Annotated in this window: 20 protein-coding genes; 7 read left to right on the forward strand and 13 right to left on the reverse strand. The window is 69.8% G+C overall.

From position 1 onward, the window contains the following. Positions 1 to 2 precede the first annotated feature (2 nt). The 4 genes from G6N49_RS03155 to G6N49_RS03170 are packed head-to-tail and all read right to left on the reverse strand — an operon-like array spanning position 3 to position 4,852. Positions 3 to 2,216, reverse strand: coding sequence for a heavy metal translocating P-type ATPase (locus tag G6N49_RS03155; RefSeq protein WP_083045441.1), 2,214 nt, complete (start codon positions 2,214 to 2,216; stop codon positions 3 to 5). Continuing rightward, positions 2,213 to 2,416 carry a heavy-metal-associated domain-containing protein gene (locus tag G6N49_RS03160; RefSeq protein WP_011561326.1) on the reverse strand — a complete coding sequence of 68 codons (204 nt, stop codon included), beginning with the start codon at positions 2,414 to 2,416 and terminating at the stop codon, positions 2,213 to 2,215. The genes G6N49_RS03155 and G6N49_RS03160 overlap by 4 nt, the downstream gene beginning before the upstream one ends. Positions 2,417 to 2,462: 46 nt before the next feature. Then, the gene (locus tag G6N49_RS03165; protein WP_083045442.1) at positions 2,463 to 4,034 is read right to left on the reverse strand and encodes a class I adenylate-forming enzyme family protein; all 1,572 of its coding nucleotides are present in this window, start codon (positions 4,032 to 4,034) and stop codon (positions 2,463 to 2,465) included. Beyond that, positions 4,031 to 4,852 carry an AIM24 family protein gene (locus G6N49_RS03170; RefSeq protein WP_011856392.1) on the reverse strand — a complete coding sequence of 274 codons (822 nt, stop codon included), beginning with the start codon at positions 4,850 to 4,852 and terminating at the stop codon, positions 4,031 to 4,033. Before G6N49_RS03170 ends, G6N49_RS03165 begins: the two co-directional genes overlap by 4 nt. Positions 4,853 to 4,942: 90 nt before the next feature. On the opposite strand from G6N49_RS03170, the gene G6N49_RS03175 reads away from it, so the two are divergent. Then, a complete protein-coding gene (locus G6N49_RS03175) occupies positions 4,943 to 5,827 on the forward strand; it encodes a hypothetical protein (protein WP_235679486.1) in 885 nt (294 codons plus the stop codon). 60 nt (positions 5,828 to 5,887) lie between these two features. Continuing rightward, complete coding sequence (locus G6N49_RS03180) at positions 5,888 to 6,451, forward strand: ATP-binding transcription factor AbmR (RefSeq protein ID WP_041309792.1); 564 nt, start codon at positions 5,888 to 5,890, stop codon at positions 6,449 to 6,451. Here the strand turns inward: G6N49_RS03180 and G6N49_RS03185 are convergent. Genes G6N49_RS03185 through G6N49_RS03195 form a run of 3 tightly spaced genes read right to left on the reverse strand, consistent with a single transcriptional unit; the run spans position 6,448 to position 12,277 of the window. Further along, complete coding sequence (locus G6N49_RS03185; protein ID WP_011856390.1) at positions 6,448 to 8,613, reverse strand: molybdopterin-containing oxidoreductase family protein; 2,166 nt, start codon at positions 8,611 to 8,613, stop codon at positions 6,448 to 6,450. The genes G6N49_RS03180 and G6N49_RS03185 overlap by 4 nt on opposite strands. A 17-nt stretch (positions 8,614 to 8,630) precedes the next feature. Further along, positions 8,631 to 10,526, reverse strand: coding sequence for an ABC transporter ATP-binding protein (locus G6N49_RS03190; RefSeq protein ID WP_011856389.1), 1,896 nt, complete (start codon positions 10,524 to 10,526; stop codon positions 8,631 to 8,633). An 8-nt stretch (positions 10,527 to 10,534) separates the two neighbouring features. Further along, on the reverse strand, positions 10,535 to 12,277 hold the full coding sequence (locus G6N49_RS03195; RefSeq protein ID WP_085975421.1) for an ABC transporter ATP-binding protein: 1,743 nt from the start codon (positions 12,275 to 12,277) through the stop codon (positions 10,535 to 10,537). A gap of 77 nt (positions 12,278 to 12,354) precedes the next feature. On the opposite strand from G6N49_RS03195, the gene G6N49_RS03200 reads away from it, so the two are divergent. Further along, positions 12,355 to 12,942, forward strand: a complete 588-nt coding sequence (locus G6N49_RS03200) for a DUF3558 domain-containing protein (RefSeq protein ID WP_011561318.1) — start codon at positions 12,355 to 12,357, stop codon at positions 12,940 to 12,942. Then, complete coding sequence (locus G6N49_RS03205) at positions 12,939 to 13,490, forward strand: DUF3558 domain-containing protein (RefSeq protein ID WP_011561317.1); 552 nt, start codon at positions 12,939 to 12,941, stop codon at positions 13,488 to 13,490. The genes G6N49_RS03200 and G6N49_RS03205 overlap by 4 nt, the downstream gene beginning before the upstream one ends. A gap of 60 nt (positions 13,491 to 13,550) precedes the next feature. Here G6N49_RS03205 and G6N49_RS03210 read toward each other — a convergent pair whose 3' ends face one another. Then, entirely contained in the window at positions 13,551 to 14,069 is a 519-nt protein-coding gene (locus G6N49_RS03210; protein ID WP_041925110.1) for a SixA phosphatase family protein, read from the reverse strand. A gap of 113 nt (positions 14,070 to 14,182) precedes the next feature. On the opposite strand from G6N49_RS03210, the gene G6N49_RS03215 reads away from it, so the two are divergent. The 3 genes from G6N49_RS03215 (at position 14,183) to G6N49_RS03225 (ending at position 18,671) form a co-directional block, all read left to right on the forward strand. Then, positions 14,183 to 15,334 carry a metallophosphoesterase family protein gene (locus tag G6N49_RS03215; protein WP_011856387.1) on the forward strand — a complete coding sequence of 384 codons (1,152 nt, stop codon included), beginning with the start codon at positions 14,183 to 14,185 and terminating at the stop codon, positions 15,332 to 15,334. After that, a complete protein-coding gene (locus G6N49_RS03220) occupies positions 15,331 to 17,964 on the forward strand; it encodes an AAA family ATPase (protein ID WP_083045444.1) in 2,634 nt (877 codons plus the stop codon). The genes G6N49_RS03215 and G6N49_RS03220 overlap by 4 nt, the downstream gene beginning before the upstream one ends. Positions 17,965 to 18,104: 140 nt before the next feature. Continuing rightward, positions 18,105 to 18,671 (forward strand): histone H1-like repetitive region-containing protein, encoded by a 567-nt coding sequence (locus G6N49_RS03225; protein WP_235679487.1) that lies wholly within the window; start codon positions 18,105 to 18,107, stop codon positions 18,669 to 18,671. A 13-nt stretch (positions 18,672 to 18,684) separates the two neighbouring features. Here the strand turns inward: G6N49_RS03225 and G6N49_RS03230 are convergent, their stop codons facing one another. The 5 genes from G6N49_RS03230 to G6N49_RS03250 form a co-directional block, all read right to left on the reverse strand. Next, a complete protein-coding gene (locus G6N49_RS03230; protein WP_011856384.1) occupies positions 18,685 to 19,896 on the reverse strand; it encodes an acyl-CoA dehydrogenase family protein in 1,212 nt (403 codons plus the stop codon). A gap of 65 nt (positions 19,897 to 19,961) precedes the next feature. Beyond that, entirely contained in the window at positions 19,962 to 21,629 is a 1,668-nt protein-coding gene (locus tag G6N49_RS03235) for an oligopeptide ABC transporter substrate-binding protein OppA (protein WP_064874245.1), read from the reverse strand. 11 nt (positions 21,630 to 21,640) lie between these two features. Further along, complete coding sequence (locus tag G6N49_RS03240) at positions 21,641 to 23,476, reverse strand: oligopeptide ABC transporter ATP-binding protein OppD (protein ID WP_083045446.1); 1,836 nt, start codon at positions 23,474 to 23,476, stop codon at positions 21,641 to 21,643. Beyond that, a complete protein-coding gene (locus G6N49_RS03245; protein ID WP_011561309.1) occupies positions 23,473 to 24,396 on the reverse strand; it encodes an oligopeptide ABC transporter permease OppC in 924 nt (307 codons plus the stop codon). Before G6N49_RS03245 ends, G6N49_RS03240 begins: the two co-directional genes overlap by 4 nt. After that, positions 24,396 to 25,373, reverse strand: coding sequence for an oligopeptide ABC transporter permease OppB (locus G6N49_RS03250; RefSeq protein WP_011561308.1), 978 nt, complete (start codon positions 25,371 to 25,373; stop codon positions 24,396 to 24,398). The genes G6N49_RS03245 and G6N49_RS03250 overlap by 1 nt, the downstream gene beginning before the upstream one ends. Positions 25,374 to 25,401 lie beyond the last annotated feature (28 nt).

Consider the following 25,401-nt stretch of genomic DNA (forward strand, 5'->3'; position numbering starts at 1 on the left):
CCTCACCGCGACGGGGTGAACCGCCGCAGCCGCAGGCTGTTGGTGACCACGAACACCGAGCTGAACGCCATCGCCGCACCGGCGATCAACGGGTTGAGTAGACCGAACGCCGCCAACGGCAGCGCGGCGACGTTGTAGGCGAACGCCCAGAACAGGTTTCCCTTGATCGTGCGCAACGTGGCGCGCGACAGCCGGATCGCGTCCGGCACGGCGCGCAGGTCGCCGGTCACCAGCGTGAGGTCCGACGCCTCGATCGCCGCGTCGGTGCCCGTGCCCATCGCCAGGCCGAGGTCGGCCTGTGCCAGCGCGGCGGCGTCGTTCACGCCGTCACCGACCATCGCGACCACCTTGCCGTCGCGCTGCAGCGCCCGGACGGCGTCGACCTTGTCCTGCGGCAGCACCTCGGCGATGACGGTGTCGTCGCGGACGTCGATACCGACCTGCCGGGCCACCGCCTGCGCGGCGCGCCGGTTGTCTCCGGTCAGCAGCACCGGGGTCAGCCCGAGCGCGCGCAGGTCGGCGATCGCGTCGACCGCGTGGTCCTTGACCGTGTCGGAGACGACGGCGACCCCGCAGATCTCCCCGTCCAGGGCGAACCACACCGGGGTCCGTCCCTCCGCCTCGGCCGCCTCGGCGACCTCGCGCAGATCCGGGGGCACCGGCGCCGCGGTGTCCCGGGACAGCCAGGCCAGCCGCCCGGCCGCGACGCGGTGCCCGTCGACGACTCCGCTGACCCCGCTGCCCCCGTGGTTCTCGAACTGCTCGACCGCCGGCAGCTGACCGCGTTCGGCGGCGTGCGCGGCGATCGCACGGGCGATGGGGTGTTCCGACGCGCTCTCCAAGGCGCCGAACAGCCGCATCGTCGCCTCGTCGGCATGGGTGCTGATGACGGACATCTGGCCGGTGGTGACGGTTCCGGTCTTGTCCAGCACGACGGTGTCGACGCGGCGGGTGGACTCCAGCATCTGCGGACCCTTGATCAGGATGCCCAGCTGGGCGCCGCGACCCGTGCCGACCAGCAGCGCGGTCGGGGTGGCCAGGCCGAGTGCGCACGGGCAGGCGATGATCAGCACGGCGACCGCCGCCGTGAACGCGGCGCTGACCGGTCCGCCGACCAGCAGCCATCCGGCCAGGGTCAGGAGCGACAGCCCGATGACCACCGGGACGAAGACCGCCGACACCCGGTCGGCCAGCCGCTGCACTTCGGCCTTACCGCTCTGCGCCTCGTTGACCAGCCGGGCCATCTGCGCCAGCTGGGTGTCGGCGCCGACCCGGGTGGCGCGCACCGTGAGGCGGCCGCCGACGTTGACGGTCGCGCCGACGACGTCGTCACCGGGGCCCTTCTCGACGGGCACCGATTCACCGGTCAGCATCGACTGGTCGACGGCCGAGGAGCCGGACACCACGACCCCGTCGGTCGCGATCTTCTCGCCCGGCCGCACCACGAACTCGTCGCCGACGGTCAGCTGGCCGACGGGGATCCGCACCTCACGGGAATCACGCAGCACGGCAACGTCTTTGGCGCCCATGTCGAGCAGCGCACGCAGCGCCGCGCCGGACTGACGTTTGGCGCGCGCCTCGAAGTAGCGGCCCGCGGTGAGGAACGTAGTCACCGCGGCGGCGACCTCGAGGTAGAGGTGCACATCGCCGGTGTCCGACGGCAGCAGGTCGAACGACATGGTCATCCCCGGCATGCCGGCGTGGGTGAAGAACAGCGCCCACAGCGACCACAGGTACGCGGCGGTCACACCGACCGAGATCAGCGTGTCCATGGTCGCCGCGCCGTGGCGCAGGTTCATCCATGCGGCCCGGTGGAACGGCCATGCGCCCCACACCACCACGGGGGAGGCGAGGGTGAGCGCCAACCACTGCCAGTTGTCGAACTGCAGCGCCGGGATCATCGACAGCAGCACCACCGGGAGGCTCAGCGCCGCCGAGATGGTCAACCGCTGTCGCCATGCGGCCGCCTCGTCGGGTTCCCCGCGTGGCTCCGGTTCCTCGGGTTCGGGGGTGGGCAGGGTCGCGGTGTATCCGGTCGCCTCGACCGCGGCGACCAGATCCTCCGGCCGCACGGTGTCGGGATAGGAGACGGTGGCCTGTTCGGTCGCGTAGTTCACCGACGCGCTGACCCCGTCGATCCGGTTGAGCTTCTTCTCGACGCGGGCCGCGCAGGACGCACAGGTCATGCCGCCGACGGCGAGGACGACCGAACTCATGCCGCGGGGCGCACGTCGTATCCGCAATCCTCGATGGCGGCGACGACGGCGGCCTGGTCGGGTTCACCGGTGACCGTGACGGCGGCGGCCTCGAGGTCCACCGAGACGTCGGCGACACCGGGCAACGGTTGCACGGCCTTGGTGATGCTCGCGACGCAGTGCGCGCAGCTCATACCTTCGACTTCCAGCTTCAGGCTCATGACCCCAGCATATACCCATAGGGGGTATGGGTAAACCGCGCGGTCGTCAGTCGAATGCGGTCGCCAGGGTTTTCTTGTCGATCTTCTCCCCGGCGAGCGTGGGGAGCGGTTCGGTCCGGATGAGCCAGCGGGTCGGGACGGCGAACGACGACACGATGCCCGCGAGGTGGCGCCGCAGCTCGTCGTCGGTCGGCGGCAGTGCACCGCTGCGGTAGACGACCACCGCGGCGAGCTCTTCGCCCAGGTCGGGATGGGGCAGGCCCAGGGCCGCGGCCTCGACGACGGCCGGATGGCTGGCGAGCGCCGCCTCGACGTGCGGGCAGGCGATGTTCTCACCGCCGCGGATCACGACGTCCTTGCTGCGGCCGTCGATGTAGAGATAGCCGTCGTCGTCGAGGTGGCCGAGGTCGCCGGTGTGCAACCAGCCGTCGGCGTCGACGGTGTCGTCGTCCGCGCGACCCGCGTAACCCAGCATCACGGTGGGGGAGCGGGCCAGCACTTCGCCGACGCCGTCGTCGTCGGGCCGGTCGATGCGCAACTCGACGACGGGATAGGGCCTGCCCACCGTGCCCGGCCTCGCGCGCAGGTCCCGGCTGTCGGCGACGGTGAGGAAGCCGCCGGCCTCGGTCATGCCCCAGGTGTTGGAGAGCCCACGCTCACGCAGGGTGGGCAGCTGCGTGCGGATGCGTTCGAGGAGTTCGGGGCTCACCGGAGCGCCCCCCAGCGGCCACGACCGCAGGCTGCTCAGGTCGCGGGACCCGAACTCGGGGTGTTCGAGGACGCGCACGGCCATGGTGGGCACCGCGCCCCAGACCTGCACCCGTTCGCGTTCGACGAGCGCCATCACCTGGCCGGGGTCGAACCGGCCCTGCGCCAACACGATTCGGCCGCCGGTCAGGAAATGCGTGAGCAGGCTCGACAGGCCGCCGATGTGGAACATCGGCGTGCTCGCGAGGCTGACGGCCTGCGGGGAGTCGGCGTTCAGCAGGTGGGGCAGCCTGCCGTTGCGCGTCAGGATGTTCTGCTGGTTGGCGATCACCGAACGGCGGGACAGCTCGACGGCTTTCGGCAGCCCGGAGCTGCCGGAGGTGAACAGGACGATCGCGACCTGGTCGATGTCGACGTCTTCATCGGCGTGCGACGCCGGACCGGCCGGTGCGTCGAATGCGTACGCCAGGTCGGCGAGCGGGCTGGCCGGGCGATCGGTGTCGAGCGCGGTGTCGGTGAAGATGTGCCGCAGGTCGAGCAGTTCGGCGGCATGGGCCACCTCGGCGGGGCTCCACCACCGGTTGCCGAGCACCGGAACCGCCCCCTGCAGAAGGAGGGCGAACACGGCCACGATCCACTCCGGGCTGTTGTAGCCGAAGACCATCACCCGGTCGCGCGGCCGCACCCCGAGATCGGCGAGATGGGCGCCGACCGGGCCGAGTGCGCCGCGGAATGCGGCATAGGAGATCCGGCGCTCGCCGTGGACCAGGAACTCACGGTCGGTCCAGCAGCGCGTGCCCGCGATGAGGTCGGTGATCGTGGCGGGGCCGCGGCGGTCGAGGCGGCCGGGGTGGCCGGCGTAGACACCGCTGAACGCCTCGGTGTCCCAGTGGGGTCGAAGGTCGGTCACTGCGTCGGCACCTGGATGCCCTCGGAGGGCTGCACGATCACGAAACCCTGGCCGTGGAAGGCGACCTGCAGTGCCTCGCCGGATCCGCGCCCGATCAGCGCGCCGGCCTTGAAGCTCGCCTTGAGCTGCGTCTGCAGGTTGGCCGACCACGCGACGACGGCGTTGGTGTCGGCGAAGGTCGGCGCTTCGGCGGCGTCGAGCACGACCGGCGGGCCGTCGGTGGTCAGCGCCACCCACCCCGACCCGCGCAGCGTGGTGTTGAACAGGCCGCCGGTGGCGATGCTGCCGCCACGCACCCGTTCGATGTTCCAGTCCAGCCCCGCCGAGAAGGCCAGCACGTTCTTACCGCTGATCGACAGGCCGCTGTTGGTGAGTTTGAGCAGGTGCACGTCGTAGGCGCGTTCGGCGAGGAACACGTCGCCCCGGCCCTGACAGCGCATCAACGGCAGACCCTCCCCGGTCAGCGCCTTCTTGAGGAATTTCGATGCGCCGCCGCCCTCGAAGGAGAAGTCGACGTTGCCCTGGTAGGCGACCATCGCGCCCTGGCGCGCCATGAACGGTTCGCCGAGGCGCACCCGCAGCATCTTGGTGTTCTGGTTGGCGATCGGGGTGGCTTCCTTCTCGCTGAAGCGTCCGTCGACCAGATCGCCGGAGATGCCGGCGAATCCGTCACCACCCGCGGGGGCCTGTGCGGGCGTCCCGGCCATCGGTGCCTGCGTCACCTGACCCCGGCTGGACACCTGGTCGGTCCAGCGCTGCCCGTCCCACCAGCGGAATTCGTGGCGGCCGTCGGGGTCGGGCAGCCATTGACCGGTCATCGAATCACTCCTGTTCGCCCTGAGAATCGCTGTGCTCGACCCTAAATCAGTGCACCGACCGACACGCGGGGCGTGGCAGTGTTGGGTTTCGTGAGCGGACCCCGTGGCGGCATCGCCGCCGTCGTGTGTGCGGTTGCGCTGGTTTGTGCCGGGTGTTCCGCCGATCCGGAGCCGTCCGGCCCGCCTGCGCCCGGGCAGACGTACCCGAACTGGCCGGCGACGCTCGACAGCTTCCGGTTCCGGTGGACGGCGGAGCCGGGAATCGACCTCCTCACCGGTGCGGCGGTTCCGATCCGGGCCTATCTGGAGGGGCGGCGGGTCGCCGAATTCACGGCTGGGACAGGCAGTTCCCTGCCGACGCAGTTCGAGTCCTATCCGGGGTTCGGCAGCACCGTGAAGCGACCCACCGGCCTCCCGTGGAAAGGGCCGGATCCGGTGGAGGTCTGGGACGCCTATCCGGACGCGAGGATCGACATCGCGGGAAAGCAGTTGTTCGGCAACGAGTATTTCCACCTGCTGCAACTCGACCCGATCGACGGGGGCTACCGCGCGTACGTCTGCGACGGGCGCTACAACCTCTTCGTCAAGAAGGCGAAGGGCAACGCGTATGAGACGACCGAGGGCGTGGGCTTCGGGAAATTCGACTACGTCTTCGTGTGGCGGGTGGAAGTGCGCAACCACAGGGAGCTGCCGGAGCGTGGGCCGCAGCGCGGTCCGAACCCGGCGCCCGCCGACGACGTCTTCGACGGCGCGCAGATTCTGGCCGGCAACAAGGCGCGGTGGGGAGGCTTCGAGGGGGTGCCGAACACCGGCGCTGACCCGAGCGAATCCCGGACCAGCGCCGAGAATCATCGCCGCTGCCTCGACAAGATGCCGGACTCCCCGCACGACATGGGGATCATCGCCGCATCGAGACCGACCGAACCGCCCGCGTTCGAACCCGCCGTGCCGGGGTGGCCCGCCCAGGCCGGCTGAGCGTGTTCACCCGTGGTGAACACTCCACCACCTGCTGTGCAACGGTGTAATCATGTAATCATGAAGACACATCATCATCGCCGACCCGGACGGGCAGGCGGGTGGCAACAGGCCGAGCAACCCGACGCGAGCGACGCCGCGGACTGGTTCGCCGGCCGCCTCCCCGACGGCTGGTTCGCCGGGGACCCCACTGTCGTCGTCGACCGCGAGGAGATCACCGTCATCGGCCGACTCCCCGAACCCGCCGAACAGGAGAGCGAAGCCCGCGCCTCCGGACGCGCCGCGCGCTTCCGTGAGCAGACCCGCCCGGAGCGCATGCAGATCGCCGACGAGGCCGAGGCGCGATACGGCCGCAAGGTCGCCTGGGGCGTCGAGATCGGGTCCGGGGCGGATGCCGAGCGAATCCTGTTCACCCACATCGCCGTTCCGGTGATGACGCGGCTACGCCAACCCGAGCGTCAGGTACTCGACACCCTGGTCGACGCCGGGGTGGCACGGTCCCGCTCCGACGCGCTGGCCTGGTCGGTGCGGCTGGTCGGTCAGCACGCCGACGAGTGGCTGGCTCAACTGCGCGACGCGATGGCGAAGGTGGACGATCTGCGCGCCGAAGGCCCGCAGCTCTAGACCTTCTGCACCCCGACCCACGCCTCGCTCAGCGTCGAGGTCTGCGACAGTGGATCGAGTCCTGTGCCGTCGACGAGCAGGTTGCGGTTGACGCCGTAGGACTGCGGTTCCGCATCCCCGCGCGGGTCGAAAACCCTTGAGCCCCAGCCATGGTCGAGGACCACCAGGCCGCGGCGCGGCTGGTCGCTGACCGTGGCATGCACCTCGACGGCGCCGACGGGGGAGAAGACCCGCACCCGGTCGCCGTCGGCCACACCCAACGCTGCCGCGTCCTCGGGATGGATGACCACCTCATTGCGTTTACCGCCCGGATGCAGCCCCGGCAGGTCGTTGAGCCAGGAGTTCATCGAGTGGCGGTGACGGCGGTTGCCGAGTTGGAACGGATAGCCGGCCGGCGCCGACGGATGCGGTGCGGCGAGCAGTTCGCGCGTCCGCGTCACGAACTCCGGCGGGGCGGCGTGCACCTTCTTGTCGGGCGTGCGCAGCGCGTCGCGGAAGTGCCCGAACTCGCGCGGCCCCAGCACCAGCCCGTGCGGACTGTTCGCCACGTCGCGCCAACGTAACTTGCGGCCGTTGACCTTTCGTGAGGTCGCCACCAGGATGCGATTGAGCCACTGCGGCCCGAACGCCAGTGCGGGACGGCGGGTCAGCGCGGCGGCCCGCCGGGTGGCCCGCACGAAACCGTTCATTCCCCGCACGCCGAACAGGGGCAGGCCCATCGCGAGCGCCAGGTCCGTGAAGATCTGCCATTCCTCGCGGGCGCCCGGCGGGGGTTCGACGGCACGGCGCCCGTACTGCACGAACGGCTCGTCGTGCATGCTGCTGGTGAACGCCAGCAGATCGTCGCGTTCGAGCCAGTGCGCGGCGGGCAGCAGCCAGTGCGCGTGGCGGTGGCTTTCGCGCTGCACCAGGTCGATCACGACCAGCAGGTCGAGCGTGGCCAGTGCCCGGTCGAGCTTGGCGCCGTCCGGACCGGACACCACCGGGTTGCCGCAGTTGATCAGTATGGCCTTGATCTGCCCCGGCCCGGGTGTGGTGATCTCGTCCGGGAGCTCCGCCAAAGCGTGTGCGCCCGAGACCATCTCACGCCCGGCCACCCGGCTCACATGCGGTTTGCCCTTCGCCAGCGCGGCGAGTCGCAGCGCGTCGACATAGCCAGGTTCGAATCGCCGTCCGCCGGGCCGGTCCATCCGGCCGGTGACGACGTTGAGCACGTGGCCGAGCCATTCGGCGACCGTGCCCGCCGCGTGCAGCGACACCCCGGTGCGGGTCACCACCATCGCGCCCCGGGCCGCCGCGAAGTCGCGCGCCACCCGTTCGATCGTCGCGCGGTCGACACCGCAGCGTTGTGCGAGGTCGTCCAGGTCGGCCTCGGCGACCAGGCTGCGCAGCTCGGGCACCCCGACCGCGAGGTCGGTGCAGTCGCCCCGGTGCTCGAGCCCTTCGTCCAGAACGACTTTCACCATCGCCAGCAGCAGCGCCCAGTCCTGACCCGGCCGGACCGCGAGGTGCACATCGGCATGGTCGGCACTCTCGGTGCGGACCGGGTCGACCACCACCAGCGTCGCGCCCCGCTTCTGGCGCTCCAGCGCCCGCCGCCACCCGCCGGGCACCGTCTCCAGCCAATTCCACGCACTCACAGCGGGATTCGTGCCGACGAGCAGGAAGTAGTCACAGTTGTCGATGTCGGACACCGGCGCCATCAGCATCGAGCCGTACATCGCCTCGGCGACGACGTGCATCGCGTTCTGGTCGACCGAGCCGACGAAGTAGCGGTTGTGGGTGCCGACGGCGTCGAGCCAGGCGTTCATGAAGATGACGTTGGACCCCGAGAACCCGGTCGGGTTGCCGTAGTAGGCGCCGACCGCGTCGGGGCCGTCGGCCTCGATCGCCGCGTTCATCCGCGCGGCGATGTCGGTGATCGCCTCGTCCCAGGTCGCCTCGACGTAGCGGTCACCGACCCGCCGCATCGGCGCGCGGATCCGGCGGGGGTGGTCGACGAGTTCCGCCGCGGTGCGCCCCTTCGCGCAGAAGTCGTGCCAGCTGTGCGGGTTGAGCCGGTCGGCGGAGATCTTGCGGACCCGGTTGTCCTCGACGGTCACCTCGACCCCGCACGACGCCAGACAGTAACGGCAGAAGGTGTGCACGGTGGTGCTGGGCATAACGCGCATCCTGCCGCTCAGACCTGTGTCATGGACCAGTATTCGCCACGCGAGGCGACGAGTTCCTCGTGCGTTCCGCGTTCGACGATGCGGCCCGCCTCCATGACCAGGATCAGGTCGGCGTCGCGGATGGTCGACAGCCGGTGGGCGATGATGAAACTCGTGCGGTCGCGGCGCAGTTCGGCCATCGCCTGCTGGATGAGCAGTTCGGTGCGGGTGTCCACCGAACTGGTCGCCTCGTCGAGTACCAGCAGCTGCGGCTGGGCCAGCACCGCGCGGGCGATCGTGATCAGCTGTTTCTCACCTGCGCTGATGGAGCCACCGTCGTCGCTGACGTTGGTGGCATACCCGTCGGGCAGTGTGTGTACGAAGCGGTCGACGTGCGCGGTCCTGGCCGCCTCGATCACCTCGGCCTCGGTCGCGTCGGGTCGGCCGTAGGCGATGTTGTCGTAGATCGTGCCGGCGAACAGCCAGGTGTCCTGCAGCACCATCCCGATCCGTGAGCGCAGGGAGTGGCGGCTGACCGCGGCGATGTCGACGCCGTCGATCAGGATGCGCCCGGAATCGACGTCGTAGAACCGCATCAGCAGATTCACCAGCGTGGTCTTGCCCGCACCGGTCGGCCCGACGATGGCCACCGTGCTACCCGGTTCGGCCACCAGCGACAGGTCCTCGATGACCGGTGTGCCTGCCGTGTAGGCGAAGTGCACGTGGTCGAACTCCACCCGGCCCGGTCCGGTGCGCCCGCTGGCGGGCAAATCCCGCATCGGATCGGCGGACTCTTCCTCGGCGTCGAGGAGGTCGAAGACGCGTTCGGCGCTGGCGATGCCCGACTGCAGCGTGTTGTACATGCCGGCGACCTGGCCCAGCGGCTGGTTGAACTGGCGGACGTACTGGATGAACGCCTGGATGTTGCCGAGCGTGATCTGCCCTCCTGCCACCTGGAGGCCACCGACGACGGCGACCGCCACGTAACTGAGGTTGCCGATGAACCCCGTCGCCGGGGAGACCAGACCCGAGAAGAACTGGGCGCCGAAGCTCGACTGGTAGACCTCGTCGTTGAGCTCGCGGAACTTCTGCTGGGCGGCGGCGCGGTGGCCGAACGTCTTGACGATCGTGAAACCGCTGTAGGTCTCCTCGATGTGGGCGTTGAGGCGGCCGGTGTTGCGCCACTGCGCGACGAACAACCGCTGGCTGCGCCGGGTGATCCAGCGGATCGCCAGCAGCGACAGCGGCACGGTCAGCACGGTGAGCAGGGCCAGCAACGGTGAGATCGTCAACATCATCACCAACACCGCGACGATCGTCAGCACCGAGGTCAGCAGCTGGCTGATGGTGATCGTCAGCGAGGTCTGGATGTTGTCGACGTCGTTGGTGACGCGGCTGAGCACCTCACCGCGCTGGCGGGTGTCGAAATACGACAGCGGCAGCCGGTGCACCTTGTCCTCGACGTCGGCGCGCAACCGCACCATGGTGCGTTGCACGACGACGTTCAGCAGCCGGGCCTGGATCCACACCAGAAGCGCCGCAACGAGATACAGGCCCAGCGCCAGGGCCAGCGTGCGGGCGACGGCGCCGAAGTCCACACCCTGTCCGGGAACCACCGCCATCCCCGACAGCAGGTCGGCGAAGGTCGAGTCCCCGCGGGCCCGGGCCGCCTCGACGGCCTGCTCCTTGGTCAGCCCCGCGGGCAGCTGACGGCCGATCACGCCGTTGAACAACAGATCCGTCGCGTGTCCGAGGATCCGCGGGCCCAGCACCCCGAGCGCGATACCCGCCACGCCGAGGCCGATCACCGACGCGGTGAGTGTGCGCTGCGGGGTGAGCCGCCGGACCAGGCGCAGGGCGGAGCCCTTGAAGTCGCGGGTGCGTTCGGCCGGCGCCTGCGGCAGACCGCGCATGGGGCCGCCCATCGGCCGGGTCACTGGCGGCCGCCCACATCGGCGCCGACGGACTGCGATTCGGCGAACTCGGCATACGTCGGGCAGTCGGCCAGCAGCGAGTCGTGCGTACCGACGCCGACGACGCGGCCGTCGTCGACGACGATCACCTGATCGGCCTGCGCGACGGTCGACAGCCGCTGCGAGACGACAACGACGGTGGCCTCGGCCGACACCTCGCGCAGCGCGGTGCGCACCCGGACGTCGGTGTGCACGTCGAGGGCGGAGAACGCGTCGTCGAACAGGTACACCGAGGGCCGCCGGATGACGGCCCGCGCGATCGCCAACCGCTGCCGCTGCCCGCCGGAGAAGTTCATCCCGCCCTGTGCGACCCGCATCTGCAGACCGTCGGCGTGCGCGCGGACGAAATCGTCGGCGGCGGCCACCCGCAGCGCCTCCCACATCTGGTCTTCGGTGGCGTCGCTTCTGCCGTACCGGAGGTTGTCGGCGACCGTGCCGGTGAACAGGTAGCCGCGCTGGGGCACCAACCCGATCAGCGACCACAACCGTTCGATGTCGTAGTCGCGCAGGTCGATTCCGTCGATGCGTACCGCGCCCGCGGTCACGTCGTAGAGGCGGCAGATGAGTGAGATCAGCGTCGACTTCCCGGATCCGGTCGAGCCGACGATCGCCGTCGTGGTCCCGGGGTGGGCGGTGAACGAGACGTCCTCGACGACCGGCTGGTCGGCGCCGGGATAGCAGAAGGTGGCCGCCTCCAGGCGGATCTCACCGCGCACCGCGTCCGGCCGGACCGCGTCGGGCGGGGTGTCGATCCCCGGCCGGGTCTGGAGCACCTCGTCGATGCGTTCGGCGCACACCGCCGCCCGCGGGATGATGATCAGCATGAACGTGGCCATCAGGACGGCCATCAGGATCTGCATGAAGTAGGACAGGAACGCGATCAGCGAGCCGACCTGCATCTGGCCGGCGTCGATGCGCAGGCCACCGAACCAGATCAGCGCGACGCTGGAGATGTTGATGACCAGCGTGGTGACCGGCAGCATCAGCGCCTGCCAGCGGCCGGCGTCCAGCGCGGTGTCCGACAGCGTCTGGTTGGCGTCGGCGAAGCGGTCGCGTTCGAGTGGCTCGCGGGCGAAGGCGCGGATCACCCGAATGCCGGTGAGCTGGTCGCGCAGCACCCGGTTGATATTGTCGATGAGCTGCTGCATGCGCCGGAAGATCGGCAGCAGATGGGACACGATCCAGTAGTTCGCGACGGCCAGCACCGGGATGCTGACCAGCAGCAGCCACGACAGCCCGGCGTCCTGGTGGATCGCCATGAAGATGCCGCCGACGGACATGATCGGGGCGGTGATGAGCATGGTGCACGTCAACTGCACGAGCAGCTGGATCTGGCCGACGTCGTTGGTGGTGCGGGTGAGCAGTGACGGGGCGCCGAACCGCGCGGTGTCCTCCGCGGAGAACCGCGTCACCCGGTCGAAGATCGCCGAGCGCAGGTCGCGGCCGAACCCCATACCGGCCCGCGACCCGAAATACACCGCGCCGACCGCGCACACCACCTGCAGCGCGGTGACGCCGAGCATCACCATGCCGAGTTCGACGATGGTTCCGGTGTCGCCCTTGGCGACGCCGTCGTCGATGATCGCGGCGTTGACGGTCGGCAGGTAGAGCGAGGCGAGCGTGCTGACGACCTGGAGTCCGGCGACCACGGAGAGCAGTCCGCGATACGGCCGCACGTACTGCCGCAGCAGGCCCCAGAGCATCTCGCTACTGTCGCACACCGAAGAAACTTGCAGGTCAACCGGCATGTCGGTGGTTCACGATCAGCGCTGCCGCTACAGTGCATGGCGTGAACCCCAGCACGCGCACGACGGGACGGACCCGCCACGCGAAAGCGCTGGCTGCGCTGGCGGCGGCCGCGCTTCCGCTGTTGGCCGCCTGTTCGTCGGATTCGGAGCCCGCGGCGCCGGGTGAGTCGCCGCAGAGCACCCAGGCCCAGCAGGACATCAAGCACGGCCCGTTCTTCCCGCAGTGCGGCGGGATCAGCGACCAGACCATGAGCCAGCTCACCGAGGTGCCGGGTCTGGTGAACACCGCGACGACATCGGTGGGCTGCCAGTGGCTGGCCGGCGGCAGCATCGTCGGGCCGCACTTCTCGTTCACCCATTTCCGCGGCAGCCCGATCGGGCGTGAGCGCAAGACCGAGGAACTGTCGCGCACCAGCGTCGAGGACATCAACATCGAGGGTCACGACGGGTTCATCGCCACCGGCGACGATCTGGCGCTGGGCACCAACCTGTGTGAGATCGGCATCCAGTTCGACAACGACTTCATCGAATGGTCGGTCAGCTTCGCCGAGAAACCCTTCCCGGATCCGTGTGAGGTCGCCAAAGAGCTCACCCGTCAATCGATTGTGAACTCCCGATGAGCCGCTCCGCACGGACTCTGGCCGCCGTGGCCGCCCTGCTGGCCGCCCTGACGATGCTGCTGGGCTGCACGCGCACCGTCGAGGGCACGGCCGCGCGCGCCGGCTCCGGCGGCGGGCCCAGCAACAACGACTCCGAACGGCAGTACCCGAACCTGCTCAAGGAGTGCGACGTGTTGACCGAGGACATCCTCGCCGAGACCGTCGGGGCCGATCCGCTGGACATCCAGAGCACCTTCGTGGGCGCCGTCTGCCGCTGGCAGGCCGCCAATCCCGCGGGCCTGGTCGACATCACCCGTTTCTGGTTCGAGGAAGGCAGCCTCGACAACGAGCAGCAGACGGCCCAGAAGCTGGAGTATCAGATCGAGAACCGGTCGGTGGCCGGTGTGCCGTCGATCGTGATGCGGCCCGGCGATCCGAACGGCGCGTGCGGGGTGGCCAGCGACGCCGGCGGCGTGGTCGGCTGGTGGGTCAATCCGCAGGCCCCCGGGATCGACGCCTGCGGGATGGCGATCAAGCTGATGGAACTCACCCTCGCCACCAACTCGTAGCTGGGCGATTTCGGCGTGCTGGGTCGCGCTGAGCGCGACCGCGCACGCCGAAATCGCACGCTAGCGGGGGACGTGGAAGGTGACCAGCGCGGCGCCGCCGAGCGCCAGCCGGTCCCACCCCTGTTCGGTGCGCAGCACCGCCAGCGCCGACGTCGGGAACTTGGTGGCGATGCCTGTGGCGGCCTCACGGTTGCTGACCTCGACCGCGGCCAGCCCCAGCGCGACGTGCGACATCGCCGGTTCGTGCCCGATCACCAGCAGCGTGTCGACCGGGTGGTCGAAACGCCGCGCCACCATGTTGATCTCGTCGATCACCATGCCCGGCGTGGCGTCGTAGAGCCGGTCGGCGTAGTGGACCGGTGCGTCGATGCGTGCGCGCTCCAGGGTCTGCCGCGTCCTGGTCGCCGTCGAGCAGAGCACCGCGTCCAGTGGCGTCAGGTGGGTGCGCAACCAGTCGCCGGCCAGGCCGGCTTCGCGGATGCCGCGCGCGGCCAACGGCCGCTCATGATCGTCGACACCGTCGGGGTAGTCGGATTTGGCGTGCCGGAGCAGCACCAGGGTGCGGATGTTCGTGCTCACCCCCTTCACGTTAGGTGCCGCGGCCACATGCCGGACGAGGTCCGCTGACTTGTCGGTGTCCGGTCCTACACTCGCCATGCACCACGACGACGAGGGGAAAGGGACGGGGCCACATGCGATTTGTGCATACCGCCGACTGGCAGCTCGGGATGACCCGCCACTTCCTCAACGGTGAGGCGCAGCCCCGGTATTCGGCGGCGCGGCGTGAGGCCGTGGTCGCGGTCGGTGCGCTGGCGGCCGAGGTGAAGGCGGAGTTCGTGGTGGTCGCCGGTGACGTGTTCGAACACAATCAGCTCTCCCCGCGCGAGGTCGGCCAGTCGCTGGAGGCGACGCGGACCATCGGTGTCCCGGTGTATCTGCTGCCCGGCAACCACGACCCGTTGGACGCCTCCTCGGTGTACACCAGCGCGTTGTTCACCGCGGAATGCCCGGACAACGTCACCGTGCTCGACCGCGCCGGTGTCCACCCGGTGCGGCCGGGGCTCGAACTCGTCGCGGCCCCGTGGCGGTCCAAGGCCCCGACCAGCGATCTGGTCGGTGACGTGCTCGCCGGCCTACCCGCCGACGGTGTCACCCGCATCGTGGTGGGCCACGGCGCGGTGGACCTCATCGACCCGGGTAAGGACAAGGCGGCGCTGATCCGGCTGGCCGCCGTCGAGGCCGCCCTGGCGCGCGGTGCGGTGCACTATGTGGCGTTGGGGGACAAGCACTCCCGCACCGATGTCGGCGCCACCGGCCGGGTCTGGTATTCGGGGTCGCCTGAGGTCACCAACTACGACGACATCGAGACCGACTCGGGCCACGCCCTGGTCGTCGACATCGACGAGGACGACGCGCGGCGGCCCGTGCGGGTGCGCCCCGAGCGGTTGGGGCGCTGGCGGTTCGTCACGCTGACCCGTTCGGTCGACAACGGCCGCGACGTCGCCGATCTCGACCTCAACCTCGATCTCATGCCGGACAAGGAGCGCACGGTCGTCCGCCTCGGGCTGACGGGGTCGCTGACCGTCACCGACAAGGCCGCGCTGGATGACTGTCTGCTCAAGTACTCCCGGCTGTTCGCGGCGCTGACGGAGTGGGAGCGCGGCACCGACATCGCCGTCCTGCCCGCCGACGGGGAATTCGACGATCTGGGTATCGGCGGGTTCGCCGCCGCGGCCGTCGACGAGTTGGTGGAGGCGGCCCGGGCCGACGGGGACCGCGCCGACGACGCCCGCGCCGCGCTGGCACTGCTGCTGCGCCTGGTCGAACGGAGCGATGTCGCATGAAGCTGCACCGTCTGGTGTTGACCAACTACCGCGGCATCAGCCGTCGCGAGATCGAGTTCCCCGATCGCGGTGTCGTGGTGATCAGCGGAGCCAACGAGATCGGCAAATCGTCGATGATCGAGGCGCTGGACCTGCTCTTCGCCGCCAAGGACCGCTCGACGAAGAAGGAAGTCAAGCAGGTCAAACCCACCCACGCCGACGTGGGCGCCGAGATCAGCGCCGAGATCTCCACAGGCCCTTATCGGTTCGTCTACCGCAAGCGTTTTCACAAACGCGCGGAGACGGAGCTGACCATCCTCGCCCCGCACCGCGAGCAGCTCACCGGTGACGAGGCGCACGAGCGCGCGCTGGCCCTCCTCGAAGAGACCGTCGACATGGATCTGTGGCAGGCGCAACGGGTCTGGCAATCCGCCTCCACCGCCGCGGCCGACTTCTCCGGTTCCGATGCGCTCGCCCGTGCGCTCGACGCGGCCGCCGGTGAGGCGGCCACCACCTCGGGTGCCGAACCGCTGCTCGTCGACCGCATCGACGAGGAGTACGGCCGGTACTTCACCGCGACCGGTCGGCCCACGGGTGAGTGGGCCGCGGCGATCAAGCGGTTGCAGGCCGCCGAGGCCGAAGTGGCGCGCTGCGCGGCCGCGGTCGGTGAGGTCGACGAGGCGGTGCGCCGGCATGCGGCGCTGACCGGACAACTGGCGGAATCGGCCGAGCAGCGGGCCGCGCTCACTCGTGACGTGACCGCCGCGCGCGAAGCCGCACAGGCGGTGGCGGCGCTGCGCAGGCAGGTCGACGAGGCCGACGTGATCGCGAAGGCGGCTCAGGCCACCCGCACGGCGTCGCTGGCCGCGGTCACCGAACGCCGCCGCCTGCGCGCCGACATCGACGAACGCCGTGCGGCAATCACCGATCTGGAGGCCGCGGTCGCCGCAGCGGTGGACGAGGAGGCCACCGCCCGCGCGGTCGACCAGGCGGCGCAGCAGGCTGCGGAGCGGGCGCGGGCCGCGGTGGAAGAACACCACGCGCGCGTCGACGCGGCACGCGCTGTGGCGCAACGCCTTTCCGATCGGGACGAGGCCGACCGGTTGACGGCGCGGCTGGCGAAGATCGACGCGGCGGTGCGCGAGCTGGCAGCCGTCGACACCGAACTCGCCGGGATCGCGGTCACCGACACCTCGATGCGGGTCGTCGAAACCGCCGCCCTCGCCGTCGAACGCGCCGCCGGACAGGCCGAACTGGCCTCTGCGCGAATCGAACTCGATGCCGTCGCCGACGTCGACGTGCGGGTGGGCGACGAGCTGGTGCGGGTCGTCGCCGGCGAGGGCTGGTCGGTCAACGCGACGACGCCCACCGAGATCACCGTCCCCGGACTGCTGACGGCGCGCGTGGTTCCGGGCACCCCGGCGGCGCAGACCCAGGCGCGGCTCGACGAGGCCAACGCCGATCTGGCGGCTGCGCTGCAGGCCGTCGGCGCCGCCGACGTCGCGACCGCGCGAACGCTGCACGACCGGCGCCGGGAGTTGACCCAGACCCGGGCCACGTTGCGCGCGACGGTCGATGCACTGACCGGCGACGACACCGAGGCGCAACTGCGGGCACGGTTGGCCGAACTGCGCAACGGGCAGCCGGACACCGATGCGCTGTTCGAACTCGACGGCCCGGCCGATGCCGCCGCGGCGCGCGAGGCCCTGGCCGCCGCCGTCGCGGCGCACCAGCGGGCCATCGGCGACTGCGAGACGCATCGCAAGGTGGCGGTCGCGGCGTCGGCCAAGCTGGGGGAGAAGGCCACTCGACTCGGCGTCGTGCGGGAGAAGCTCGCCGCCGCCCAGGCGGAGCTGAACAGCGCCACCGAGCGACTGGTCGCAGCGCGCGACACCGTGGCCGACGAGGCGCTGTCGGTCGCCGCCGAAGCCGATCGGGAGGTGGCCGAGCGTGCCGTCGCACGCACCGCCCGGCTGCGCGACGAACTGGCGCAGTCCGCGCCCGAGGCGGTGGAGGCCCACCTGGCCGAGGTGACCGCGCGCGACCGGGCGCTGCAGGCCCGGCACGAGGACACCACCGAGGCGTTGCGCGAAGTGACGGCCGCCCTGAAGGTGTACGGCACCGAGGGCAGACAGGGTCAACTCGACAGCGCGCATGGCGAACGCGAACACGCCGAGTCCGACTACCTGCGGGTGCACCGCCGGGCGCGGGCGGTGGATCTGCTGCGCTCGGTGATGAGCAGACACCGCACCGCGACACGGGAACGCTATGTCGAGCCGTACCGCCGCGAGGTCGAACGCCTGGGGCGGCTGGTGTTCGGCGACAGCTTCGAAGTCGAGGTCGACAGCGATCTGCGGATCCACAACCGCACACTCGCCGGCCGCACGGTGCCCTACGAGTCACTGTCGGGCGGGGCGAAGGAACAGTTGGGCATCGTGGCCCGTCTGGCCGGTGCCGCCCTTGTGGCCAAGGAGGACTCGGTGCCGGTCGTCATCGACGATGCGCTCGGATTCACCGATCCCGACCGGTTGACCAAGATGGGCACGGTTTTCGACGTCATCGGCGGTGACGGCCAGGTGATCGTGCTGACGTGCAGCCCCCAGCGGTACGCCTCGGTGCCGGATGCGCACCACATCGAGTTGACCGTCTGAGCGACGTTTTTCGCCCTCTCGACGCATGCCGTTGCGCGCGATACGTGAGGTATTCGCGAAAACGGGTATGGGGCCATGAGTCATACGTGAAACGGGAGGCCATGGTGTCATCAGGAGACAACGCGTCATCAGGAGACAAGGTGTCATCAGGAGACAACGCTTCGTCGGGAGACAACGGTGCGCCGCTGCAACAGCGCGTCACCGATCTGCTCGCGACGGTCGGAGCGGCGCTGGGAGATTTGGCGCAGAAGGCGCGTGACGCGGTGGAGGGAGCGGCCGGTCGCGTCGGTATCGGATCGTCGTCGGACGACGCGGGCGGCCCGGCCGCCTTGCCGTCCGGTGCGAAAGCCGCGACGGGTTCCGGGCGGGCGGCGCCGATCGAAGTTCCGGCGAAGAAGACCCCGGCCAAGAAGACGGCTGCGAAGACGGCTCCCGCGAAGAAGACGGCGCCCGCAAAGAAGGCTCCCGTAAAGAAGGCTCCCGCAAAAAAGACGGCGGTGAAGGCGACTACGGCGAAGACCGAAGCCGCCAACATGGCGCCCGTCAAGAAGGCTCCCGCGAAGAAGGCCCCAGCGAAGAAGGCGGTCGAACCGGCCAAGGCCGCCGCCGCCAAGAAGACCCCGGCCAAGAAGACCCCGGCCAAGAAGGCGCCCGCCAAGAAGGCGCCGGCCAAGAAGGCGGTCAAGCGCCCCGGCAACCCCACCTGAGAGCGCGAAGCCCTCAGAAGTATGCGTTGGCGGGAACCGGCGTGCCGTGTAGCAGGTTCTCGCCGACCACCCGCGCCTTGTACGCGACCGGATTGTGCAGTGTGATCGTGCGGATGTTGCGCCAGTGCCGGTCGAGATTGCGTGTCCGGCTTGCGGCGCTGGCCCCGCCGAGTTCCAGCAGGCGGGTGGCGGCGTCCGGCGCCACCCGGTCCAGATGCACCTTCACCTTCGCGACGGCGAGTTGCGCGTCCTGCGCCAGCGTCGCGTCCGGCACCCCGTCGACCGCCGAATCGGTGGCCGCACCGATGATCGCGGCGGCATCCAGCACGGCCGCCCGGGCGACGTAGGCGGTGCTGGCCAGTTCGCCGAGCTGCCGCTGCAGCAACGGGTCGTCGACCGGCCGCTCCGCCACCGCATGGCTGAAGTTGCGCTCACGCGACTCCAACAGCGCGACCCCGTCCTCCACCACGTTCTCCAGGATCCCCGCGACCACGGCGTGGATGAACAACTGCAGGAACGCGAACTGCACCGTCGGCTGCGGTTCGGCGTCGTACGGCGCATCGGTGAGCACCTCGTCGGCCGCCACCGCGACATCGGTGAACGTCGTGGTGCCGGTGCCCGTCCGGCGCTGCCCGAAGCCGTCCCAGTCGTCGACGATCCCGACGCCTTCGCGGTCGGCGGGTACCACCACCGTCGCCACCGAATCGTGGTCGGTGGTCGCGGTCACCGTCAGATAATCGGAGAACAACGTGCCGGTGCTGTAGTACTTCTCACCGGTCAGCCGGTAGCCGCCCTGCCCGTCGGGCAGCAGGCGGGTGTTGAACACCAGGCTGCCGACGGCCAACCCGCCCTTCTCGCTGAACGCGTTGCCGACGATCTTGCCGTCGAGCACCCGGTCCAGCCAGCGCCGCGACGCCGGGTCGTCGGCGGTGCGCAGCCGCTCCTCGACGAACCAGAAGTGGGCGCGGAAGATGTGCGCGACGATCGGGTCGGCGGCGGCCACGTCGATGATCGTCGAGAACAACTGCGGCACAGTCAGTCCGGCGCCACCCAGAGACTCCGGCAGCCGCAGCGCGCCGAACCCGGCACGTTTGAGTGCGGCCACCTGGTCGAAGGGGTTCTCGTCGTCGCGGTCCCGGTCGCGTGCGCCCGCCGCGATCTGGGCCAGCAGGACAGCGAATTCCGGTGAGCCGGGCAGGGCCCTGGCGTTCTCCACAGTCGTCATGTCCTCGGTTCTACCGAGGCCGCCTGCCGGGCAGCACCGTTTGGATCAGCGGGACCCGAACCCGGCTACTTCACGAAGCCGATCTTCGAGTAGTCGGCGTCCGCGAGGCCGAACGCCCCGAAGTTGGCGAGGTTGGCACGCACCGCCACGTTGCCCGGCGACTGCGTCAACGGCAGGCTGAACACCTCGTCCCACAGCAGTTTGTCGACCTCGTTGGCCTTCTGCTGAGCCTTCGCCGGATCCAGTTCCTCCAGCGCCTCCTCGATCTTCGCGTCGATCTGCGGGCTGCCGATCTTGCCGAAGTTGCTCTCCCCGTTGGAGGCGTAGATCTGCGTCAGACCCGAGAGCGGGAACGCGTCACCCACCCACGAGAACTGCGCGATGTCGAAGTCGCCGGTGTTGATGTAGTCGGTGAAGAAGCCGGCCGCACCCTTGGCGTCCAGTTCGAGTTTCACACCGATCTGGGCGAGGTTGTTCTGCGCGATCTGGCCGAACTGACGGGTGCTCAGCGCGTCGAACAGCACGTCGCGGATCACCAGCTGGCGGCCGTCCTTCTCCCGGAACTGCCCGTTGAGCCGCCATCCGAGCGCATCGAGTTCCTGTTTGGCCTTCTCGGGGTCGAACGCCACCACACCGCTGTTGTCCTGGTAGCCCTGCTGGCCCGCGACGAAGATGTGGTTGTTGAGCGGCACCGGGTCGTCGGCGAGGCCGCGCTGGGTGACCGCCGCAATGGTCTGGCGGTCAATGCCTTTCGCGATCGCCTGCCGCAGCGCCTTGTCGGCCAGGATCGACCCCGGTGCCCCGTTGAACGTGAAGTGGTACCAGCTGTTGCCCGGCGCCCGCCGGATCGCCACACCGTTGGTGCGCCGCGCGATCGTCAACTCGTCGAGGGTCGCCAGACCGGTGGCGTCCAGCGCGTTGTTCTGCAGCGCGGGGATTCGGGCGGCGTCGTCGAGCACCGAGTAGGTGATGCTGTCCAGAAGTGGCGGCTCACCCCACCATTTCGGGTTGCGGGTCAGCGTGATCCGCTGGGCCGTACGGTCCAGGTTCGACACGATGAACGGACCCGCCGACGGGCCCGGCGCGTCGAGTTGGCCGCGGTTGAACGCCTCGGGCGTCGCGGTCATGCTCTTGGGCAGCAGCATGGTGTTGCCCGAGAGCATGCCGCGCCATTCCGCGTAGGGCTTGGCGAAGGTCATGACGGCCTGCCGGTCGTCGGCCCCGCGGGTCACCGACGCGACGCGGTCGGAGCCGTTGGGGCTGGCGAAGGCGAACCCCTCCTGCTTACCGCTGGTGGCGTTCACCTGGGCGGCGATGTCCTCCCAGGTGATCGGGGTGCCGTCGCTCCACACCGCCTTCGGGTTGATCGTCCAGGTGACGACCTGCGGGTCGGTGCCGGTGATCTCGGCGCCGGTGAAGTAGTCGGTGTTCAGCGTCGCCGAACCGTCCGCGGCGATCCGGAACGCGCGCGGCATCGTGGCCCTGAGCATCCCGGCCGCATCGGCGACGTTGCCGTCGATGTGCAGGCTGTTGAAGTTCGCCGGGAATGCGGTCAGCGCCAAGCGCAGGTTGCCGCCCTGGCGCAGGTTGGACACGTCCTGAGGATTGACGTCGTTGGTGGCGCCCACCTCCGCGCTACCGCCGGCCGACGGGGTCTCCTCGTCACCGCTGGAACACGCGGCGAGGGTGAGGGTGGCAACGAGGGCGGCCGAGATCAGGCGTCGCAACGTCATGCATATGGACTCTAACGTTGCGGGACGCTCGGCTGGGGTACCGCCGCCAACAGGCGGCGCGTGTAGTCGTGTTGCGGCGCGGTGAAGACCCGGTCCCCGTCGCCCTGTTCGACGATGGCGCCCTTGTGCATGACGGCCACCCGGTGGGCGAGGTGCCGCACCACCGACAGGTCGTGCGAGACGAACAGATACGACAGCCCGAACCGCTCCTGCAGGTCGAGCAGCAGGTTGATGATGCCCGCCTGGATGGACACGTCCAGCGCGGAGACGGGTTCGTCGAGGGCGAGGATCTTCGGCTGGGTGGCCAGTGCCCGCGCGATGCCGATGCGCTGCTTCTGCCCGCCCGAGAACTCGGCGGGGTAGCGGCTGGCATCCTCACGGCGCAGCCCGACGATGCCGAGCAGTTCGGCCACCCGCTCGTCGATGCGGGCCTTGTCGAAGTTGTTGGCCTGCAACGGTTCTGCCAACACCTCGAACACCGGTAGGCGGGGGTCGAGCGAGGCCACCGGATCCTGGAACACCACCTGCAGGTCACCGCGCAGCGCACGCCGCGCCCTCGTGTCGAGCGCGGCCACGTCCTCGCCGAGCACCTCTATCGAACCGCCCTGCGGCGGTTCGAGTTCCAGGATCTGGTGCAGCGTCGTCGACTTGCCGGATCCGGATTCGCCGACGATCCCCAGCGTGCGGCCCTGCTGCAGTTCGAAGCTGATGCCGTCGACGGCGCGCACCTCGCCGATCCGGCGCCGGAACACGGTGCCCTTGGTCAGCGTGTAGGTCTTCACCAGATCGCTCACCTTGAGCACCACGGGATCGTCGGCCGACGGCGGCGACGCGGCCGCTGCGGTCGACACGCCGTACACCTCGGCGGCGCTGCGGCCCGCGACGTGTTCGGTGCGGATACACGCCGCGAGGTGACCCGGCCCCACTTCGATGAGCTCCGGTTCGGCGGCGCGGCACTCGTCGATCGCCAGCGGGCAGCGCGGTGCGAACGGGCAGCCGGGTGGCAGGGCCGCCAGCGACGGCGGTGCACCGGGAATCGGCACCAGGCGCTCGCCCTGGCGCGCGTCGAGCCGTGGCACCGACCCGAGCAGCCCGACCGTGTAGGGCATCCGCCGCTCGGTGTACAGCTCCGACACCGAGGCGATCTCGACGGCCCGGCCGGCGTACATCACCAGCGCCCGGTCGGCGAACTCGGCGACAACGCCGAGGTCGTGGGTGATGATGAGCACGCCTGCCCCGGTGACGTCGCGCGCGGTGCGCAGCACCTCGAGGATCTGCGCCTGCACGGTCACGTCCAGCGCGGTGGTCGGCTCGTCGCAGATCAGCAGATCGGGGTCGTTGGCGATGGCGATGGCGATGACCACCCGCTGCCGTTCGCCGCCGGACAGTTCGTGCGGGAACGCCCGGGCGCGGCGCTCCGGCTGGGCGATGCCGACCAGTTCGAGCAGTTCGACCGCGCGGGTGCGCGCGGCGCGGCGGTCGAGGTCGCGGTTGTGCACGCGCAGGGCCTCCGCGATCTGGTCGCCGACGGTGTACACCGGCGTGAGCGCCGACATCGGGTCCTGGAACACCGTGCCGATCCGGCGTCCCCGGATCTTCGACATCTCGGCGTCGGAGAGCCCGAGCAGTTCGGTGCCGTCGAGCCGCACCGACCCGGCCACCTCGGCATGTTCGGGCAGCAGCCCCGCGACGGCCATCGCGCCCGCCGACTTGCCCGCCCCGGACTCGCCGACCAGCGCCACCACCTCACCGGCGTCGAGGCGGTAGTCCAGGCCGCGCACCGCGGCCACCCGCTCGGTGTCGGTCGCGAACGTCACCGTCAACCCGGAGACCTCGAGCAGGCTCATGTCTTCCGCCCTTTCCGGGCCGGGCGGATCCCCGGGTCGAGTGCGTCGCGCAGGCCGTCGCCGATGAGGTTGGCGCACAGGATGATCAGCACCAGCACCCCGGCGGGGAACAGAAACACCCATGGGAAGGTGGTGACCGAACCGGTGCCGTCGGCGATCAGCGTGCCGAGTGAGACGTCGGGTCGCTGCACCCCGAAACCCAGGAAGCTGAGCCCGGTTTCGGCGAGCACCGCCAACCCGACGTTGAGCGCGGTGTCGATGATGAGGATCGACGCGACGTTGGGCACGATGTGGCGCACGATGATCCGCCAGTGCGGCACCCCCATGTAGCGGGCGGCGACGACGAATTCGCGGTCGCGCAGGCTCATCGTCAGACCCCGCACGATGCGGGAACTGATCATCCAACTGAACGCCGCCAGCAGCAGGATCAGCCACAGGATGGTGCCGGACTCCTTGGTCCGCGGTGTCACGATCGCGATGAGGATGAAGCTGGGCACCACCAGCAGCAGGTCAACCAGCCACATCAGCGTGCGGTCGCGCCATCCGCCGAAGTAGCCGGCGATGGAGCCGACGGTGGCCGCGATGATCGTCGAGATGAACGCCACCGCGACGCCGATGAGCATCGATTTCTGCATACCGCGCAGCGTCTGGGCCAGCAGGTCCTGGCCGAGCGCGTTGGTGCCGAACCAGTGCTCGGTGGTCGGCGGCTGCTGCAGCGCGTAGTAGTCGAGATCGGTGTAGCTGTAGGGCAGCAGCGGCGGCAACAGATAGCAGCCGGCGAACATCAGCACCAGCAGCGCGAGCGCGCCCACCGCCGGTTTGTTGCGCAGGAACCGTCGCGTCACCAGCGTCCGGCGCGAGGCGAACCGCGAGGTGTCCAGCCCCGAGCGCGCCGTCGTACTCGTCGAATCGCTCATCATCACTGCACCCGCACTCTCGGGTCCAGCGCCGCGTAGATCACGTCGGACAGCAACCCGGCCAACAGGATCATGGCGCCGGAGAACACCGTGATCGCCGCGATGATGTTGGTGTCCTGCGTGGCGATGCCCTGCACCACCCATTCGCCCATCCCGTGCCAGCCGAAGATCTTCTCGACGAACACCGCGCCGGTCACGAGTCCGCTCACCCCGTAGGCGAACAGCGTCGCCATCGGGATGAGCGCGGTGCGCAGACCGTGTTTGAACAGTGCCTGGCGCCGGGTCAGACCCTTGGCGCGCGCGGTGCGGATGAAGTCCTGGCCGAGGACGTCGAGCATCGCGTTGCGCTGATAGCGGCTGAACCCGGCGATGGCCGCCAACGCGAGCGTGACCGTCGGCAGGATCAGGTGCTGCAACCGGTCGACGAACTGGTCGAACGGGCCGCCGACGGCGTCGGGTGAGGTCTCGCCGGTGTACTCGAACAGTTGCACGCCGAGCCAGGAGTTGGCGTTGAGCGCCCCGAGGATCAGCAGGTTGGCGATGACGAACGTCGGGGCGGACAGCACGAGCAGCGACAACAGCGTGATCACCCGGTCGGACAGCCGGTACTGGCGGATCGCGCCCCACGCGCCGACCACGACCCCGATGACCGTGCCCAGCACCGACCCGATCACCAGCAACCGCAGGCTGACCCCGATCCGGCGGCCCAGCTCGTCGGAGACCGGCTGCCCGGTGATCGTGGTGCCGAAGTCGCCGCGCACCGCGTCACCCAGCCACTGCGCGTAGCGCACGGGGATGGGCTTGTCGAGGTTGAGTTCGGCCGCCTTCGCGTCGATGGTCGACTGCGGGGGCCGCGGGTTGCGCTGCAGCAGGCTGTCGAGCGGTTCGAAGGTCAGCGAGGTCAGCGTGAACGTCAAAAACGATGCGAGCGCCAACAGCACGACGTAGTTGAGCAGCCGGCGCGCGAGGAACCGCGTCATCGGCGACTGCCGGTGCAGGGCTGCATGG

It is taken from the genome of Mycolicibacterium monacense, from assembly GCF_010731575.1.
Classification (GTDB): Bacteria; Actinomycetota; Actinomycetes; order Mycobacteriales; family Mycobacteriaceae; genus Mycobacterium; species Mycobacterium monacense.

Coding starts and splice junctions, on each gene's coding strand:
- G6N49_RS03250 (WP_011561308.1), bottom strand. CDS start 25,373: ATGACGCGGTTCCTCGCGCGCCGGCTGCTCAACTACGTCGTGCTGTTG.
- G6N49_RS03155 (WP_083045441.1), bottom strand. CDS start 2,216: ATGAGTTCGGTCGTCCTCGCCGTCGGCGGCATGACCTGTGCGTCCTGC.
- G6N49_RS03230 (WP_011856384.1), bottom strand. CDS start 19,896: ATGACGACTGTGGAGAACGCCAGGGCCCTGCCCGGCTCACCGGAATTC.
- G6N49_RS03170 (WP_011856392.1), bottom strand. CDS start 4,852: ATGACCGGTCAATGGCTGCCCGACCCCGACGGCCGCCACGAATTCCGC.
- G6N49_RS03195 (WP_085975421.1), bottom strand. CDS start 12,277: ATGCTCTGGGGCCTGCTGCGGCAGTACGTGCGGCCGTATCGCGGACTG.
- G6N49_RS03240 (WP_083045446.1), bottom strand. CDS start 23,476: ATGAGCCTGCTCGAGGTCTCCGGGTTGACGGTGACGTTCGCGACCGAC.
- G6N49_RS03190 (WP_011856389.1), bottom strand. CDS start 10,526: ATGGGCGGCCCCATGCGCGGTCTGCCGCAGGCGCCGGCCGAACGCACC.
- G6N49_RS03160 (WP_011561326.1), bottom strand. CDS start 2,416: ATGAGCCTGAAGCTGGAAGTCGAAGGTATGAGCTGCGCGCACTGCGTC.
- G6N49_RS03235 (WP_064874245.1), bottom strand. CDS start 21,629: ATGACGTTGCGACGCCTGATCTCGGCCGCCCTCGTTGCCACCCTCACC.
- G6N49_RS03220 (WP_083045444.1), top strand. CDS start 15,331: ATGAAGCTGCACCGTCTGGTGTTGACCAACTACCGCGGCATCAGCCGT.
- G6N49_RS03205 (WP_011561317.1), top strand. CDS start 12,939: ATGAGCCGCTCCGCACGGACTCTGGCCGCCGTGGCCGCCCTGCTGGCC.
- G6N49_RS03215 (WP_011856387.1), top strand. CDS start 14,183: ATGCGATTTGTGCATACCGCCGACTGGCAGCTCGGGATGACCCGCCAC.
- G6N49_RS03180 (WP_041309792.1), top strand. CDS start 5,888: ATGAAGACACATCATCATCGCCGACCCGGACGGGCAGGCGGGTGGCAA.
- G6N49_RS03185 (WP_011856390.1), bottom strand. CDS start 8,613: ATGCCCAGCACCACCGTGCACACCTTCTGCCGTTACTGTCTGGCGTCG.
- G6N49_RS03245 (WP_011561309.1), bottom strand. CDS start 24,396: ATGATGAGCGATTCGACGAGTACGACGGCGCGCTCGGGGCTGGACACC.